A 15,238-nucleotide genomic window follows, 5' to 3' on the forward strand; every position below is an offset into this window, starting at 1 on the left:
TGCCAGGCCTTAGCGGTAGGGGGGCGGTTTGGCTAGGGTTGTGCGGGCAACTCCTGACGCGCCTGCCGGATCGGCAGTTCCACGCGAAAGGTGCTGCCGACGCCCGGCTGGCTCTGCACGCTGATCTGCCCGCCGTGCTTCTTGACGATGCCGTAGGACAGCGACAGGCCCAGGCCGGTCCCCTGGCCCACCGGCTTGGTGGTGAAGAAGGGGTCGAAGATCTTGGCCAGGTGCTCCTGGTCGATGCCGCAGCCGCTGTCGCTGACCTCCAGCCAGACCCGCTCGCCGTCCACGCCGTTGCGCAGGGTAATGGTGCCGCGCTCGGGGCCTATGGCCTGCGCCGCGTTGACCACCAGGTTCATCACCACTTGATTGAGTTGGGAGGGCAGGCATTCGATTTCCGGCAACGGCTGGTAGTCGGTGACCAGGTCGGCCTTGTACTTGAGTTCGTTGGCAACAATGTTCAGGGTCGAGTCGATGCCCTGTTGCAGGCTCGCCAGCTGCCATTGCTGGTCGCTGTCGACCCGGGAGAAGTTCTTCAGGTCCTTGACGATCTGCGCCACCCGGCCGATGCCTTCCTTGGACTCCCTGATCAGTACCGGAATGTCCTGCTGGAGGAAGTCCAGGTCGATGCTCTCGCGCAGGCTCTGCAGGTGCTTGCGCAGTTCCGGCGCGGCGATGGCTTCTTCGGCCTGGCGATAGGCGCTGAGCATCTGGTCGAGCTGCTGCAGGTAGCCTGCCAGGCTGCCGAGGTTGGAGGACACGAAACCGATGGGGTTGTTGATTTCGTGGGCGACCCCGGCGGCCAGTTGCCCGAGGGAGGCCAGTTTTTCCGATTGCACCAGCTGGTTTTCCAACTGCTTGCGTTCGTCGATCTCCAGTTGCAGCGCCGCCCCGGCCTGCCTCAGGTCTTCGGTGCGCTGCTGCACCAGGTGCTCCAGGTGATGCATTTGCAAAAGCGCGCGGGCGGTCATTTCCCACTTGCTGGTCAGGGTGTTGGCCATCTGCTGGACTTCGATGTTGTCAAAGGGCTTCTTCAGGATCAGCAGGCGGTGATGACCCTGCAGGCGCTCCAGCAGCTCTTCCCAGGAATAGTCGGAGTAGGCGGTGCACACCACCACCTGTAGCCGCGGGTCCTGTTGCCAGAGGCGTTCGATGGTCTGCGCGCCGTCCCAGCCCTGGGGCATGCGCATGTCGACAAACGCCAGGGCATAGGGACGCTGCCGCTCTTGGGCCTGGCAGACCATGGCCAGGCCTTCCTCGCCGCCGTAGGCCGAATCCAGTTCGAAAGGCTGTTGCCGGGGCTTGGCCGTGGCGCCGAACAGCTGTGCCTCCAGGTCATCCAGGCCGTTGTCGTCTGCCTCGGGCGGGGTGAGGATCTTGCGAAAGTCCTCGTGGATCGACGGGGTATCGTCGATCAGCAGGATCCGGCGATTGTTCAACTGGTCCATCATGGGTCCTCTGCGCTGATCAGCGGGATGTCCAGAGTGAAGGTGGCGCCCAGGCCGGGGCCATCACTGTGCACATTCAATTGTCCACCCATCTCCATGGCCGCCAGGGCGCAGCTATGCAAGCCGAAGCCGTGGCCGTCCTTGCGGGTGGTGAAGCCGTGGGAAAAAATCCGCGTCAGGTTCTCCGCGGGGATGCCTTCGCCTTCATCCTTGACGCTGATGCTCAGGGTCTGGCCGTCCAGCACTCTGGCGCTCAGGGTCAGGGTCCGTGAATGATCATCGAGGTTGGACATGGCGTACTTGGCGTTGCTGATCAGGTTGATCAGGATCAGCAGCATGCGGTGCTTGTCGCCCATCACCGGAGGCAACGGGCCATAGTCCTTGACCACCGTGACCTGATGCCGGGCCAGGGCGCCGGAGTTCATGCGCAGGGCGTCTTCGATCAGCTCGGCGACCCGCAGGGGTTCTATCAGCCGAGAGGCTCCGGCATAGGATTGCTGGGTGGCGACGATTTCCTTGATGTGGTCGACGCTGCGGGCCAACTGAGCCAGTTCTTCGCCCATGCCCTGCTGCTCGGTGGCTATGGCTTCGACCAATTGATTGAGGTAGCCGGGGAGCAGCTTGCCTTTGTCGTCTTCGGTGAAAAAACGCCCCAGGTCATCCTGGTGCTGGTTGATCAACTGCATGGCCTTGCCCAGCCCTTGTGCCTTGCTGGAGCGCAGGGTGCGGCTGAGCATTTCGCTGCAGATATTCACGCTGTTGAGCACGTTGCCGACGTTGTGCAGGACGTTGGTCGCAATTTCCGCCATGCCCGCCTGGCGGGCGCTGTCCATGAGTTCGCTCTGGGCTTCCTTGAGCTCCCGGGTGCGTTCCTCGACCCGGTGTTCCAGGTGCTCGTTGGCGCTCTGCAGGGCCGTGTTCACCCGGCGGATGACCGCGTAGCTGCGTACCAGCCTGACGGCCAGGTAGAGAATCAGTATCACCAGCAAGGCGGCAAAGAGCAGCAGGTACTGGTGGGCCTTCTGGTCCTGCAGGTCGGCCTGCGACTGATCGGCGTTGAGCAGATGGGTGATGTCGTCCAGGCGCTGGGCGATGGGGATCGAGGTGATGCGCTCCAGCAGGTCGTTGACCACCGGCTGCTCCCGCAGAATCACCGAGACGTGGTTGCTGAGGATCTCCACCGGCTCATGCATGGGTTCGGGCAGGCGCTCCTTGTTGACCGCCAGTTTGTTCAGCCCCACCAGGATGTCTGCGGCCCGGTCGTCGCTGGAAACCTGGGCGAACTCCAGGCTGCTGAGCAGCAGGTCATAGGTATCGATGGCAATGGTCTGCTCTGACAGCCGCGCCTGGTCGTCAAGGCCGGCCAGGCGGCGCTGGATATCGTCTTCGGCAGTGGGCAGGAACGCCAGGGAGTTGCGCAGCACCGCGTTGTGGGTCTTGAAACGCTCCACCAGGCCGGCCTTTTCCTGGAAGGCCTCGATGAACGCCTGGTGGCCGGCCGTCCAGGCGGCCGGGTCATTGTGGTTCTGTTGTGAAAGCTGATCGAAGCGGTTCCACAGCTGGTTGATCTCTTGCACCGGCATGACCAGTGGATCGTAGTCGTGGGTGATGGCGATCCGAGCCTTGAGCACCTCGGTTTCCCATTGGGCATTCAACTGCTTGATATGGCTGATCAGGTCCCGCGCCAGTACGTAGTTCGAGGGCTGGCCGATCACCGTCTTGAAGTAGAGAAAGGCCAGCCCCAGCACCAGGCTCAGGGTCAGTAGCGACAGCAGCATGATCGGCACGCGTCGGGACAGCTTCATAAGGGCTTGCCCTGCCATTCGCCGGTCAGGGTCTTGAGAAACTTGACGATCAGGCTGATGTCCTGGGTATTGGGCGGGCGCCCCAGCTGATACTTGAACATGACTTCCACTGCCTGCTCCAGGGTCGGCGCCGAACCGTCATGGAAGTAGGGCGCAGTCACTGCGACATTGCGCAGGCTGGGCACCTTGAACACGTTGCGGTCCTGTTCGTCGCCGGTGACCAGGAAGCGCCCCAGGTCGGCGTCAATGGGGTTGCCCCGGGCAGCGAAGTAGTCGCCCATCACGCCGAACTTCTGAAACATGTTGCCGCCGATATTGACCCCCTGGTGGCAGGCGATGCAGCCGTAATCCTTGAAGCGCTGGTAACCGTATTTTTCTTCCAGGCTGAGGATGTCGGTATTGCCTTGCAGGTACTGGTCGAACCGCGAGTTGGCGCTGAGCAAGGTCTTTTCATAGGTGGCCAGGGCATTTTGCACGTTGGCTGCGGTGATGCCGTCCGGGTACAGGGCACCGAAGGACTTCTGGTAGGCGCTGTCATCGCTCAAGGTGCGGATCAGCGCCGACCAGGTGTTGCCCATCTCGCTGGGGCTTTGCACGACGCTGTCGATCTGCGCTTCCAGGGATTCGACGCGCCCGTCCCAGAACTGCCGGAAATTCAGCGCGGCATTGAACACGCTGGGGGTGTTGACCCGGGTGGGTTGCCCCTTGAAACCCGACGATTTTGCCTGGGAGTCGGCCCCGCCCTGGTCCAGCCGGTGGCAGCTGGCACAGGACAGGCTGTGGTCCTGGGACAGGCGCGGTTCGTTGAACAGCTGGCGCCCGAGCTCGACCCGCTGGGGGTCGAGTGCCGGCGGTGCGGGCAACGGCTTGAGCGGTTCGTCCAGGGGCGCGGCGAAAGCGCTCGGGCTGGTGGCGCCCAGCCCTGCCCAGAGCAGCAGGAGCAGTACCCGTGCGCGGCGGCGCAGCGGCTGGCGCGGTTGTTCAGTGGTCATGGTCCGTCACCTGGAACTGCGGCCTGTGCTTGCCCAGCAGGCGAGCGAAGTCTTCGGCGGGCAGGGCCTTGCTGAAGTAGTAGCCCTGGGCTTCCTCGCAGCCTTGCTGCTGGAGAAAGGTCAGTTGCTGGTGCGTCTCCACCCCTTCGGCGATGACCTTCAGGTTCAGGCTGCGCCCCAGGTTGATGATGGCGCTGACCAGTACGGCGTCCTTGTGTTCGTGGCTCAGGCCGTGGATGAAGGATTGGTCGATCTTGAGCACATCCACGGGAAACTTGCGCAGGTAGCTCAGGCTCGAATAGCCGGTACCGAAATCATCGACGGCCAGGCGCACGCCCAGGGCCTTGATCGCCAGCAGGGTAGCCAGCGTGACCTCGACGTTCTGCAGCAGTACGCCTTCGGTGATTTCCAGTTCCAGCCAGGCCGGGTCCAGGGCGTTGTCGCTGAGCGCGTCGCGCAGTTGCTGGAGCAGTTGCGGCTGCCTGAAGTCAGCCGCCGACAGGTTGATGGACAACGGCACAGGGGGCAGGCCGGCGTTCTGCCAGGCCCGGCACTGGCGAGTGGCTTCCCCCAGGACCCATTGGCTGATGCGGGTGATCAAGCCGCTGTCTTCGGCCACTGGAATGAACAGCTCGGGGCTGATCCAGCCCTGTTGCGGGCGTTGCCAGCGAATCAGCGCTTCAGCGCCTACCACATTGCCCGAGGCCAGGTGGATTTTCGGCTGGTAATGCAGGTGGAACTCCCGGCGTTCCAGGGCCTGGAGAATCCCCGACTCCAGGTATTGCTGCTCCCGGGCCCGGTGCGTCATGTCATCGGTGAAGAAACAGTAGCTGCCCGGTGCCTGCTCCTTGCTGGTGCGCATGGCCATCTCGGCTTTCTTGATCAGCGCCAGGGCATCCTGGCCATCCTCGGGGTACAGGCTGATGCCCAGGCTGGCCGTCACCTGCAGGTCGTGCCCGGCGATGTCATCGAACTGGCTCACGGTGGCCAGCAGCTTTTGCGCAAGCGCGCGTATCTGCGCCGGATGCTGCTGGTCATGGAGCACCACCACGAACTCGTCGGAGCCGTAGCGAAACAGCGAGTCCGACTCGCGCATGCCTTGTTCCAGGCGCCGGGCGATTCTCTTGAGCAACTCGTCCCCGGCCGGGTATCCCAGGGCATGGTTGATCCGCTTGAACCGGTCCAGGCCGAAGAACATCACCGCCAGCCGCTGCTCATAACGGCGGGCCCGCGTCATGGCCTGGCCCAGGCGGTCTCCCAGCAAGGTGCTGGAGGGCAGGCCGGTGAGCACGTCGTAGTGCAGCAGGTGGGAGACCTTGAGCAGTTCGGCCACCCGTCTTTCGATGGTCTGTTGCAGGTCGTCGAGTTTCTGCCGGGCGTCCTGTGCCATCTGCCACTTCCAGGTCAGCGCGCTGGCCATCTGGCGGATTTCCAGGCTGTCGAAGGGCTTTTTCAGGATCAGCAACTGGTCGCCGAATGCCAGGCGTTGCGCCATGGCTTCCCAGGAATAGTCGGAATAGGCGGTGCACAGGGCGATCTGCAGGTCCGGGTCGGCGTTCCACAAGCGCTCGATGGTTTCCAGGCCATCCCAGCCGGGGGGCATGCGCATGTCGATGAACGCCATGGCATAGGGCAGGCCCATGGCCAGGGACGCTTCGACCCGGGCCAGGGCCTCTTGGCCCTGGAACGCCGAATCGAGGCAGAAGGGCGCTTGCTGCGCTGGCATCGTGGCGTGGCCGAACAACTGTTGCTCGGCCAGGCTCAGGTCCGGGGCCTGGCGCGGGGCCAGGATCTTGTGGAAGTCCTCATGGATTGCCGGGCTGTCATCGACAATCAGGATCCGTCGGTTGGCCCGCCCTGGGGGCTGGTCCGAGGCGTCTTGTGCCTTTGTCTGTGCGTCACTGCCAGCGTCCATAGACCTTCCCTAGTACCCTGAGCCCGCCTTGCAACGTTGTCAGCATAGTCATTGCGCAGTGCCGCGGTTGACGAATTTATTTCGCGGGGGGCAATGGCGTGAAAATAAAAAACTCATCTAGGATTGTCTGGGAAAAACCGCCGCTGCCGAGCCGTCCGTGAGCACGGAGCGGGGCAGCCTATGCCGCACAGGGAGAGCCCCATGGAAGATCCGCAGCCGGTTGAGCCAGGTAGGCGTCCACGTGTGTTGCTGGTGGACGACGAGGAGTCGATTCTCAACAGTCTCAAGCGCCTGCTGCGTCCCGAGCCCTATGAAGTGCTGCTGGCCAACAGCGGCGCCAGAGCGCTGGAGATCCTCGCCGAAGGCCCCGTCGACCTGGTGATGAGCGACGCGCGCATGCCCGGCATGGACGGCGCGGCCCTGTTGGCCCGGGTGCGGGAGAAGTACCCGGCGGTGCGGCGAATCCTGCTCACCGGTTATGCCGATCTGAACACCATCATCAAGGCCGTCAACGACGGGCAGATCCACCAGTACCTGAGCAAGCCCTGGAATGACGAAGAGCTGCTGCTGATTCTGCGCCAGACCCTGGAGCACCAGCTCGCCGAGCGTGAGCTCAAGCGTTTGCAGCAGTTGGTCCTGGAGCAGAACCAGCAACTCAAGGCCAGCAACGCCAGCCTGGAACGGCATGTGGCTTCGCGGACCGCGGAGCTGCAGCAGACTGCCGACATGCTCGACCTGGCCTACGAAGAACTCAAGCACAGCTATGTGACCGCCACCGAGGTGTTTTCGCTGCTGGCCAACCTGCGGCTGCCCGCGGACAAGCAAACCAACCGCAAGATCATCGAACTGGTGCGTGCCTGCTGCAAAAGGCACGGCCTGGACGAGGCCAGCAGCCGCGACCTGACCATGGCGGCGGCCCTGTACAACATCGGCAAGTTGAGCTGGAGCGATGCCATGCTGCTGGCGCCGGCGGACTTGTTGCGCCATACCGATCAGGCGCGCTACCGCGCCTACCCCGAGCAGAGCGAATCGGTGCTGATGGCACTGGAACCGATGCAGGATGCCGCGCGGCTGATCCTTCATCACCAGGAGCGCTGGGACGGCAGCGGCTTTCCCCAGCGCCTCAAGGGCGAGGCGATTCCCTGGGGCTCCCGGCTGTTGAAGCTGGCGGTGGATTTCATCGAGTTGCAGTGCGGGCTGATTCTGGAGCGGCACATGAACAGCGATGAAGCCCTGCTGTTCATTCGCAAGTACGCGGGCCGCCTGTACGACCCGAATCTGGTGGAAGACTTTGTCCAGGTCTGTGCCGCCTACCAGAGCGATGTCACCGTCGATGATCCGACGGTCAGGGTCCTGGGAACCCGGGAGCTGCAGGCCGGGATGGTCCTGCGGCGCAACCTGAATGCCGACAACGGCATGTTGCTGCTCAATGCCGGCAAGGTGCTCAGCGAACCGCTGGTGCAGAAACTGATCGCCTTCGAAGCCATGGAAGGGGCCCGCTACAGCATCTTCGTCAGCGTTCCCGACGCCTGAGTGGCGTGTGCGGTCCGTCGTGCTTGCCCGGTGCCGCAGTGATCCGTCATATTTTGCCCCCCGCGTAGTGGGCGCCCTGAGGTGCTCCGGGCGATTTCGGATCGCGGCGGATGACCCTGGAGCGAACCCATGGATATACCAACCCTGCTGCTGTACATCGTCACCGTCAGCGCGGTGATGATTACCCCCGGCCCCTCGATGTTGCTGGCCTTGAACAATGGCGCGGTGCATGGCATGCGGGTGGCTGGCTGGGGCATCGCCGGCGCGGCGTTGTCCGACCTGCTGCTGATCGGCGCGGTGGGCTGCGGCCTGGGGGCGTTGCTGCAGGCCTCGCAAGAGCTGTTCGTGGTGGTCAAGAGCTGCGGCGCGGCCTATCTGCTGTATCTGGCCTGGGGCTTGTGGCGAGCGCCGACCCGTGCCCTGGCCTGTACGGCGGGCGGGGCCTCGGCCAGCGGCTGGTCGGCGTTTCGCCGGGCGTTGCTGGTGGGGCTGTCAAACCCCAAGGGCCTGCTGTTTTTCTCCGCCTTCGTGCCGCAGTTCGTGCGCCCGGAGCAGCCGGTGGCCGAGCAGTACCTGATCCTGGCCGTGGTCAGCGCCCTGGTGGACTGCCTGATGATGAGCCTCTATGCCGTGGGTGGCCGGCGGGCCATGGCGCGCTTTTCCGCCCGGGTCATGGGCTGGATCAACCGCAGTTGTGCCGGCCTGCTGGCGGTGCTGGCGCTGGGTGTCGGCCTGTATCGGCGCAGTGAGGGCGCTGCCGCCTAGGGCATTGGCGGGTATTCTCCGGGCCGCTGCCTGACCGGCTTCTGCGGGACACCGGGCAATTGCTGTCATGTTCCGGCAACGCCGGCCTGCCAGAAAGATCAGGTTGTTTTCAATCCGTTCCACCCCGATGGCGGGGCCAGGACGATGCGCTTCCCCAAGGAGAAGGTCACGATGAGAAAGTTTTTTACCCTGATGGCAGCCCTGGTGCTGACCCTGGGGATGGTGGGCATCAGCGACGCACGTCAGCCCAAGCAGCAGCGCGACTCGGTGGCGGGTACCTTCGACTACTACCTGCTGACCCTGTCCTGGTCGCCGACCTTCTGCCTGATGCACCCGGAAAACGAGCAGTGCACCGGCAAGGGCTACGGTTTTGTCCTGCACGGCCTGTGGCCGCAATACGCCAAGGGTGGCTGGCCCGAGTCCTGCCCACCCCTGACCCAGCTCAATGCCCAGGAACGGGCCAAGGGCCTGACCCTGTTTCCCACCGCCAAGCTGATGAATCATGAATGGAGCAAGCACGGCTCCTGCAGCGGCCTGGGGCCCATGGGGTACCTGGATGCCGCGGACAAGGCCCTGGCCAGGGTACAGATTCCCGAGGCGCTGCAGCCTTCGACCACGGTGCGCTATTTCGAGGCCAGCCAGATTGCCCAGCAGTTTCGCCAGAGCAACCCGGGGATTGCCGAGAACGGCATCGCCATTCTGTGCAGCGGCCCCGAGCTGTCCGAAGTTCGTGTTTGCCTGACCAAGGACCTGGAGTTCGGCGCCTGCGGCAAAGGCGTGAAGAACCAGTGCCGCGCCGGGCAGATCCGCATTCCGCCCATCCGCTGAAGGCACCTGCAAGAACCCCACCGATGTCGCATCGCTGTAGGAGCTGGCTTGCCCGCGAAAGCCTACCTGGGGCGGGTGCAAGCCGTGGCGGCCTCTTCGCCGGCAAGCCCGCTCCTACAGGGTGCGGAGCAGGGTTTGCAGAGCGCGGCTGCAATCTTGCATCGGTGCTCGCAACTGCGTTCCGATCAACCCCTGGTGGGCCAGCAGTGCCTTGACCGGCGCCGGGTTGGGTTCGGCGAACAGCGCCTTGATCAGCGGCACCAGTTGCATGAAGGTGCTCCGGGCCGCGTCCAGTTGCTGTGCCCGGACCTGTTGCAGCAAGGCGACGAACCGTTGCGGGTGGATATGCGCCGAGGCCGCAATGGCCCCATGGGCGCCCAGGCACAAGGCGTTGAACAATTGCAGGTCCTCGCCGCACAGCACTTCGATCTGCCCGCAGGCCAGTAGCGCCAGGGTCTTTTCCAGGTTGCCGCCACAGTCCTTGACCGCCGCGATCCGTGGATGGGCCACGATGTTCAGCAAAGTAGCGGTGTCCAGGCTCACCCCGGTGCGGTAGGGAATGTCGTAGACAATCAGCGGCACGCTGGAGGCGTCGGCCACGGTGGCGAAGAAGCTCTCCAGGGCTGCTTGCGACGGCCGGATGTAGTAGGGCGCGGGCACCAGCAAGGCGGCCACCGCACGCTCGAGGATCTGTTCCTGCAGGCTCAGCAGCGACTTCAGGTTATTGCCCGCCAGCCCCATGATCACCTTCCCGGCGGGGGCTCGCTCCAGCACCGCATCGAGCACCGCGAACTGCTCGTCCTTGTCCAGGGCCGCGGCCTCGCCGGTGGTGCCGCAAACCACCAGCCCGGCTACGCCGCTTTCCAGCAGGTGAGTGGTCAAGCGCCCCAGGGCGGCGAAATCGACGGCACCGTCGATGAAAGGGGTGACGATAGGGACCCAGATACCTTGAAACGATGACATGCGTGTTCTCCTGATGGTTGACCGTCGGGTCGTCGTCAGAAGAGTAGAAGGGCGGTAAGCAGGGGGAGGGTGTCCGTAGCGCTTGAGGTCCTGTCAGCTCATCTGACGGGACACAGCGCCCCGGTCACATGAGCGACTGTTTCTTCGATTTAGAGCTGCAGGCCACGCGCGCCTCGACCTTGGCCGACAGGCCAATGGTGCGAAGGATGAAGGGCGTGGCTGGGGACATGGTCGCTGCAGGCTCAAGAATCAGGCGCCCAGTTTTAAAAGCCGGCGACCGCTTTGTCAATCCTCGAATCCGTTGAATCCGCCGCGCAGGCTGTCAGGGTGCCTGCCCTGAGGCTTAGCCCGGGCCTGGGTTGTCCGGCGCGCTGATGCGGTACAGCAGGCTCGGCGCCTGGCCGGGAAAATCATCCAGTTCGCCGTCCAGGCTCAGCCCCAGGCGCTCCAGGGCGCGCCGCGAGGGCAGGTTGTCGGGGCGCACCAGGCCGGTGACCCGCGGTGCATGCAGTTCGCTGAACGCCAGGTGCAGGGCGGCCCGGGCCATTTCCGCGGCATAGTCCTGGCCCCAGGCCTCGGGGCGCAAGCGAAAGTACAGGTTCAGCCCCGGCTCGTGGCCGAAGAAGCCCTGCATGATCCCGCCGAAGCCGATCAGCCGTTGCGGGTCGCTGCGCAGGGCGATGGCCCAGTAGCCGAAACCGTGCTGCTGCCAGTGTTCGATCCAGCCGTGCAGCTTGTCGGCGCAGGCGGCAGCGTTGATCGGGCCGTTGGGGTTGAAGCGGTTGGTCTGCGGGTCGCCATGGATGGCACAGGCCTGGGGCAGGTCGTCCAGGGTCGGGGCGCGCAGTAGCAGGCGGGCAGTTTCTTGGCAGGAGGCAGGCATTGGCGCGGCTCTATGGCTTAGGGGCCTGGAGAAGGTAGGTGATGGGCCATCGGTTCTCAACCAGGGGCGGCCGGGGCATTGCTTGCCAGGCTAAGTATTGATCCAGGTCAAGAGTGTTGAATCTAGTTCCGTTGCCAGGGAAGTTATTTCCCTGGAGGCAATAGCGCGATTAAAAGTGCTATCTAAACTCGATTCGGTCGGGCGCTGGGCAGTTGTTGTAGTGGATTGCTCATCAGGCTCGGGAAAGTTCTGCAGGTACGCAGAAGAAGTCTTCGGGTAATCGCAGGATGCGCCAGTTGCTGTTTGATCATGACGAGCAATTACCAGACTTCCTGCGAGGTTTTTCAAATGAAAAACAATCTCCCGGTGACGCAGCGTGAGCGGGTGTTTCCTGCCGAACAACGGCTTATTTCCGCCACCGATACCCATGGCAAGATCACTTACTGCAATGACGAGTTCGTTGCGGTCAGCGGTTTCAGCCGCGAACAGCTGATTGGCAGCCCGCACAACATCGTGCGCCATCCGGACATGCCCGAAGCGGTGTTCGGCCATATGTGGTCCTACCTCAAGGACGGCAAGAGCTGGATGGGCATCGTCAAGAACCGTTGCCAGAACGGTGATCATTACTGGGTCAACGCCTATGTCACACCGATATTCAGCCAGGGCGTGATTGCCGGCTACGAATCGGTGCGGGTCAAGCCCGAGCGCCAGCAGGTGGAGCGCGCCGCCGCCCTGTACTCGCACCTGCGCAGCACCCGCCTGGCCACGCCCTGGCGCCATCGGCTGCTGGGCGCCGGGGTGTTTGTGCTGCCGCCGCTGCTGGCGGTACTGGCCAGCGCCATGGCCGGCTGGCTGGCCGGGCCCTGGGCCGGGCTGGGAGTGGCGCTGCTCGGGCTCTTTGCCGTGCAGGCCCACGGCGCCTACCGCACCGGGCAGTTGCTGGGGCGCATCAGCGCGGTGTCCCTGGGCAGTTTCGACAGCGAGCTGATTGCCCGCACCTATACCGATGAGCGAGGCCCGGTGGCACGCCTGCAGATGATCCTGATCAGCGAGGCGGCGAAGATCCGTACCGCCCTCAGCCGCCTGGGGGACTACGCCAACCAGGCGGCGTCACTGGCTTCCACCAGCCAGAACCTGTCGCGCCAGGCCGAGTCGGCCCTGGGCAAGCAGCGCGACGAAGCCGACATGGCGGCCACGGCGATGAACCAGATGGCTTCGTCGATCGCCGAGGTTTCAGTGCACATCCATGACACCGCCGCCGCGGCCGACCAGGTCAACGAGCTGACCCAGGTGGGCTCCCAGGAGGCGCGCCGTTCCCGGGTGGTGATCGAGAAACTGGCGGATACGGTGGATGCGATTAGCCAGTCGGTGGAAGGCCTGGCGCAGGAAACCCAGTCGATCCAGGTGGCGGCGAACATGATCCATTCGATCGCTGAGCAGACCAACCTGCTGGCCTTGAATGCAGCCATCGAGGCGGCGCGGGCCGGCGAGCAGGGCCGGGGGTTCGCCGTGGTCGCCGATGAGGTGCGGGCCCTGGCGTCGAAGACCCGGGAATCGACCCAGAGCATCCAGCGCATCATCCAGAGCCTGCAGCAGGTGGCGGGCCAGGCCGTGGAAGTGGCGCGCCAGGGCAGCGTGGAGGCGCGCTCCGGGGTGACCCAGGTAGTCAGCACCCAGCAGGCGCTGGACGGCATCAACTCGGCGGTGGAGCGCATTCACCAGATGAGCCAGCAGATGGCCGCGGCGTCGGAGCAGCAGGCCCATGTGGCCGAGGAAATCTCCGAGCAGATCAGCAATATCGCCCGGGTCTCGGACCAGAATGCCGATATTGCCGTGCACTCCTGCAGCATTGGTGGCGACCTTGAGTCCACCGCCCATGAACTCAATGCACTGGTGACCCGATTCAATAGTTGATTGCCGGGCGCGATCCACAAGTTCGTCGCGGCCTGCGCGGTGTCACGACAGCCCGTCACCGGCAGGGTAGTTTTGTTCAATACCGCCTCACCCCGGCCTCGTAGTCTGTGCGGCTCCAACCCACAGAGACAAAGAGGCAAGTGATGAGCGTAGTGTTTTCCATGGCGGCCTTTGCCCTGGCGGCCTCCATTACCCCGGGGCCGGTGAACATCGTCGCCCTGGGCAGCGGTGCGCGGTTCGGCTTCCGGGCCAGCCTGCGCCATGTGGCCGGGGCCACCCTGGGGTTTGTCCTGTTGCTGGTGCTGGTCGGCCTGGGGCTGCACGAACTGCTGCGCCAGTGGCCGGCCCTGACCCAGGGTATCCGCCTGTCCGGCGTGGCCTTCCTGCTGTACATGGCCTGGAAGCTGGCCCGGGACGATGGCCGGCTGGATACCGAGGGCCAGCCTCGGGCGCCGTCGGCCTGGTATGGCGCCCTGATGCAGTGGCTCAACCCCAAGGCCTGGCTGGCTTGCGTGGCCGGCATGGGGGCCTTCGCCGCCGATGGCGAGGCGCGGCTGGTGTGGCTGTTCGCGGCGGTGTACCTAGTCATCTGCTACCTGTCGGTGGCCTGTTGGGCCTATGCCGGCAGTTTTTTGCGCCATTACCTGGGCAACCCGGCGGGCATGCGCCTGTTCAACCGGGCCATGGCCGCCTTGCTGGCAATCAGCGCGGCCTGCCTGCTGCTTTGAATGCAACTGGGCGTCAGTGGGCCTGGGGTTCGCCGCGCCTGGCCCGTCGCGGCCCCTGGTACTGGCCCGGGGTGGCCCCCAGATGCTGCTTGAACGCGCGCTGCAAGTGCGCCTGATCGGCGAAGCCCGCGGCCTGCGCCACCTCGGCGATCGGCACGCCCTGGCGTAGGCGGGCCTGGGCGAACTGCACCCGCCGGTTGACCAGGTAGGCATGGGGCGCCATGCCGTACTGCTGCTTGAAGGCGCGGATCAGGTAGGAGGCCGAAAGCTGCGCAGCCTGGCAGATCTGTTCCAGGTCCAGGGGCTCGGTACAGTGCTGGCGGATGAACTGCGCGGCCCGCTCAAGCTTGTGGTTGTTCTCCCGGGGCGGGGTCTTGGCTGGGTTCAGGCGCTGTTGCAGCTCGCTGAAGAACGCCACCACGCAGCTGTGCTTGTGCAGCGTCTCGGCCTGTGGGTCCACGAGGGCGTGGTACAGCTGCTCGAGGTCGGCGAAGAGTTGCGGGTCGTCGCTGCTGGTTTCTTCGAAGGGCTGGAACTGCAACTCGGGGCTCACGCCCAGTTCACGTTGCAGGCGGGTCAGCCAGGGCGTGTCGACGTACAGCATGCGGTACGACCAGGGCTGGTCGTCGATGGGGTTGCAGGCGTGGACCACCCCGGGGTTCATCAGCACCACGGTGCCGGCGCCCACCTGCCTTTGCGTCTGCTCGCTGACGTAGGTACTGACACCTGCGGTGATGCAGCCGATGGAGAACTGCTCATGGGCATGAGCGCAATAGCAGACCTTGCGCCCGTCGGCGATGGAGCGGGCCTCGATGAAGGGCAGGGCCGCATCGCGCCAGAAGAGGGGGGCGTCTGCAGAGGGCGGGGCGGTTTTCGTCAAGGCCATATCCATCGCTCAAGGACCGGCCACGAGTGTATTAGCTTCGCGCGTCGAAGGCGCGTTGCAGCGTCGCGATATCGAGTTTTTTCATCCCCAGCAGGGCCTGCATCACTCGCTCGGAACGGGCCGGGTCGGGGTCGCACATCATCTGCGCGAGCGTCTGCGGCACGATCTGCCAGGACAGCCCGAAGCGGTCCTTGAGCCAGCCGCATTGCTGGGCCTGTTTCGGGCCGCCAAACCCCAGGGCATTCCAGTAGTGGTCGAGTTCGGCCTGGGTGCGGCAGTGCACTTGCAGCGACACCGCTTCGTTGAAGGTGAACGCCGGGCCGCCGTTGAGGGCACTGAAGCCCTGGCCGTCAAGCTCGAACGCCACGTTCATCACCGAGCCTTCGGCGCGGCCATGGAACTCGAAGCCGGCCTTGCCGTAGTGGCTGACGTGGGTGATGCGCGAGTGCTCGAAGATCGAGCAGTAGAACTGTGCGGCCTCGTGGGCCTGATGGTCGAACCACAGGCACGGGGTGATGGTCTGGATGCGTTGCATGGGGGCGCTCCTCTGCGGGTTGAGCACGCTCGCACAAGCG

Annotated in this window: 13 protein-coding genes; 5 read left to right on the forward strand and 8 right to left on the reverse strand. The window is 64.5% G+C overall.

Going from position 1 to position 15,238, the window contains the following annotated elements; translation table 11 throughout:
• Positions 1-32: 32 nt before the first annotated feature.
• Genes M2395_RS04270 through M2395_RS04285 form a run of 4 tightly spaced genes read right to left on the reverse strand, consistent with a single transcriptional unit; the run spans position 33 to position 6,163 of the window.
• Positions 33-1,451 carry an ATP-binding protein gene (locus M2395_RS04270; RefSeq protein WP_011061610.1) on the reverse strand — a complete coding sequence of 473 codons (1,419 nt, stop codon included), beginning with the start codon at positions 1,449-1,451 and terminating at the stop codon, positions 33-35.
• The gene (locus tag M2395_RS04275) at positions 1,451-3,256 is read right to left on the reverse strand and encodes a DAHL domain-containing protein (protein WP_015635841.1); all 1,806 of its coding nucleotides are present in this window, start codon (positions 3,254-3,256) and stop codon (positions 1,451-1,453) included. Before M2395_RS04275 ends, M2395_RS04270 begins: the two co-directional genes overlap by 1 nt.
• On the reverse strand, positions 3,253-4,248 hold the full coding sequence (locus M2395_RS04280; protein WP_123430677.1) for a cytochrome-c peroxidase: 996 nt from the start codon (positions 4,246-4,248) through the stop codon (positions 3,253-3,255). The genes M2395_RS04275 and M2395_RS04280 overlap by 4 nt, the downstream gene beginning before the upstream one ends.
• Positions 4,238-6,163: a GGDEF and EAL domain-containing protein gene (locus M2395_RS04285; RefSeq protein ID WP_077934224.1), complete on the reverse strand. Its 1,926-nt coding sequence runs from the start codon at positions 6,161-6,163 to the stop codon at positions 4,238-4,240. Before M2395_RS04285 ends, M2395_RS04280 begins: the two co-directional genes overlap by 11 nt.
• Before the next feature lie 201 nt (positions 6,164-6,364).
• Here M2395_RS04285 and M2395_RS04290 point away from each other — a divergent pair, with 201 nt between their 5' ends.
• The 3 genes from M2395_RS04290 to M2395_RS04300 all read left to right on the forward strand — a co-directional run bounded on the left by M2395_RS04290 (position 6,365) and on the right by M2395_RS04300 (position 9,289).
• Positions 6,365-7,696 (forward strand): HD domain-containing phosphohydrolase, encoded by a 1,332-nt coding sequence (locus M2395_RS04290; protein ID WP_077934223.1) that lies wholly within the window; start codon positions 6,365-6,367, stop codon positions 7,694-7,696.
• A gap of 129 nt (positions 7,697-7,825) precedes the next feature.
• A complete protein-coding gene (locus M2395_RS04295) occupies positions 7,826-8,461 on the forward strand; it encodes a LysE family translocator (RefSeq protein ID WP_123430678.1) in 636 nt (211 codons plus the stop codon).
• Positions 8,462-8,632: 171 nt separating this feature from the next.
• Positions 8,633-9,289, forward strand: a complete 657-nt coding sequence (locus M2395_RS04300; RefSeq protein ID WP_123430679.1) for a ribonuclease T2 family protein — start codon at positions 8,633-8,635, stop codon at positions 9,287-9,289.
• 114 nt (positions 9,290-9,403) lie between these two features.
• Here the strand turns inward: M2395_RS04300 and dapA are convergent, their stop codons facing one another.
• Positions 9,404-10,252: a 4-hydroxy-tetrahydrodipicolinate synthase gene (gene dapA, locus M2395_RS04305; RefSeq protein ID WP_123430680.1), complete on the reverse strand. Its 849-nt coding sequence runs from the start codon at positions 10,250-10,252 to the stop codon at positions 9,404-9,406.
• A 343-nt stretch (positions 10,253-10,595) separates the two neighbouring features.
• Positions 10,596-11,135 (reverse strand): GNAT family N-acetyltransferase, encoded by a 540-nt coding sequence (locus tag M2395_RS04310; protein ID WP_123430681.1) that lies wholly within the window; start codon positions 11,133-11,135, stop codon positions 10,596-10,598.
• Positions 11,136-11,483: 348 nt separating this feature from the next.
• On the opposite strand from M2395_RS04310, the gene M2395_RS04315 reads away from it, so the two are divergent.
• Both M2395_RS04315 and M2395_RS04320 read left to right on the forward strand, forming a co-directional pair.
• Entirely contained in the window at positions 11,484-13,049 is a 1,566-nt protein-coding gene (locus M2395_RS04315) for a methyl-accepting chemotaxis protein (RefSeq protein WP_015635835.1), read from the forward strand.
• Positions 13,050-13,192: 143 nt separating this feature from the next.
• Positions 13,193-13,777 (forward strand): LysE family translocator, encoded by a 585-nt coding sequence (locus tag M2395_RS04320; protein ID WP_015635834.1) that lies wholly within the window; start codon positions 13,193-13,195, stop codon positions 13,775-13,777.
• Positions 13,778-13,790: 13 nt separating this feature from the next.
• Here M2395_RS04320 and M2395_RS04325 read toward each other — a convergent pair whose 3' ends face one another.
• Complete coding sequence (locus M2395_RS04325; protein WP_015635833.1) at positions 13,791-14,669, reverse strand: AraC family transcriptional regulator; 879 nt, start codon at positions 14,667-14,669, stop codon at positions 13,791-13,793.
• A gap of 25 nt (positions 14,670-14,694) precedes the next feature.
• Entirely contained in the window at positions 14,695-15,198 is a 504-nt protein-coding gene (locus M2395_RS04330) for a VOC family protein (protein WP_015635832.1), read from the reverse strand.
• Between the last annotated feature and the right edge of the window lie 40 nt (positions 15,199-15,238).

It is taken from the genome of Pseudomonas sp. BIGb0176 (genome assembly GCF_024810175.1).
In the GTDB taxonomy this organism is placed as follows: Bacteria; Pseudomonadota; Gammaproteobacteria; order Pseudomonadales; family Pseudomonadaceae; genus Aquipseudomonas; species Aquipseudomonas protegens.

Coding starts and splice junctions, on each gene's coding strand:
- M2395_RS04325 (WP_015635833.1), bottom strand. CDS start 14,669: ATGGATATGGCCTTGACGAAAACCGCCCCGCCCTCTGCAGACGCCCCC.
- M2395_RS04315 (WP_015635835.1), top strand. CDS start 11,484: ATGAAAAACAATCTCCCGGTGACGCAGCGTGAGCGGGTGTTTCCTGCC.
- M2395_RS04310 (WP_123430681.1), bottom strand. CDS start 11,135: ATGCCTGCCTCCTGCCAAGAAACTGCCCGCCTGCTACTGCGCGCCCCG.
- M2395_RS04295 (WP_123430678.1), top strand. CDS start 7,826: ATGGATATACCAACCCTGCTGCTGTACATCGTCACCGTCAGCGCGGTG.
- M2395_RS04270 (WP_011061610.1), bottom strand. CDS start 1,451: ATGGACCAGTTGAACAATCGCCGGATCCTGCTGATCGACGATACCCCG.
- M2395_RS04280 (WP_123430677.1), bottom strand. CDS start 4,248: ATGACCACTGAACAACCGCGCCAGCCGCTGCGCCGCCGCGCACGGGTA.
- M2395_RS04275 (WP_015635841.1), bottom strand. CDS start 3,256: ATGAAGCTGTCCCGACGCGTGCCGATCATGCTGCTGTCGCTACTGACC.
- dapA (WP_123430680.1), bottom strand. CDS start 10,252: ATGTCATCGTTTCAAGGTATCTGGGTCCCTATCGTCACCCCTTTCATC.
- M2395_RS04330 (WP_015635832.1), bottom strand. CDS start 15,198: ATGCAACGCATCCAGACCATCACCCCGTGCCTGTGGTTCGACCATCAG.
- M2395_RS04290 (WP_077934223.1), top strand. CDS start 6,365: ATGGAAGATCCGCAGCCGGTTGAGCCAGGTAGGCGTCCACGTGTGTTG.
- M2395_RS04300 (WP_123430679.1), top strand. CDS start 8,633: ATGAGAAAGTTTTTTACCCTGATGGCAGCCCTGGTGCTGACCCTGGGG.
- M2395_RS04320 (WP_015635834.1), top strand. CDS start 13,193: ATGAGCGTAGTGTTTTCCATGGCGGCCTTTGCCCTGGCGGCCTCCATT.
- M2395_RS04285 (WP_077934224.1), bottom strand. CDS start 6,163: ATGGACGCTGGCAGTGACGCACAGACAAAGGCACAAGACGCCTCGGAC.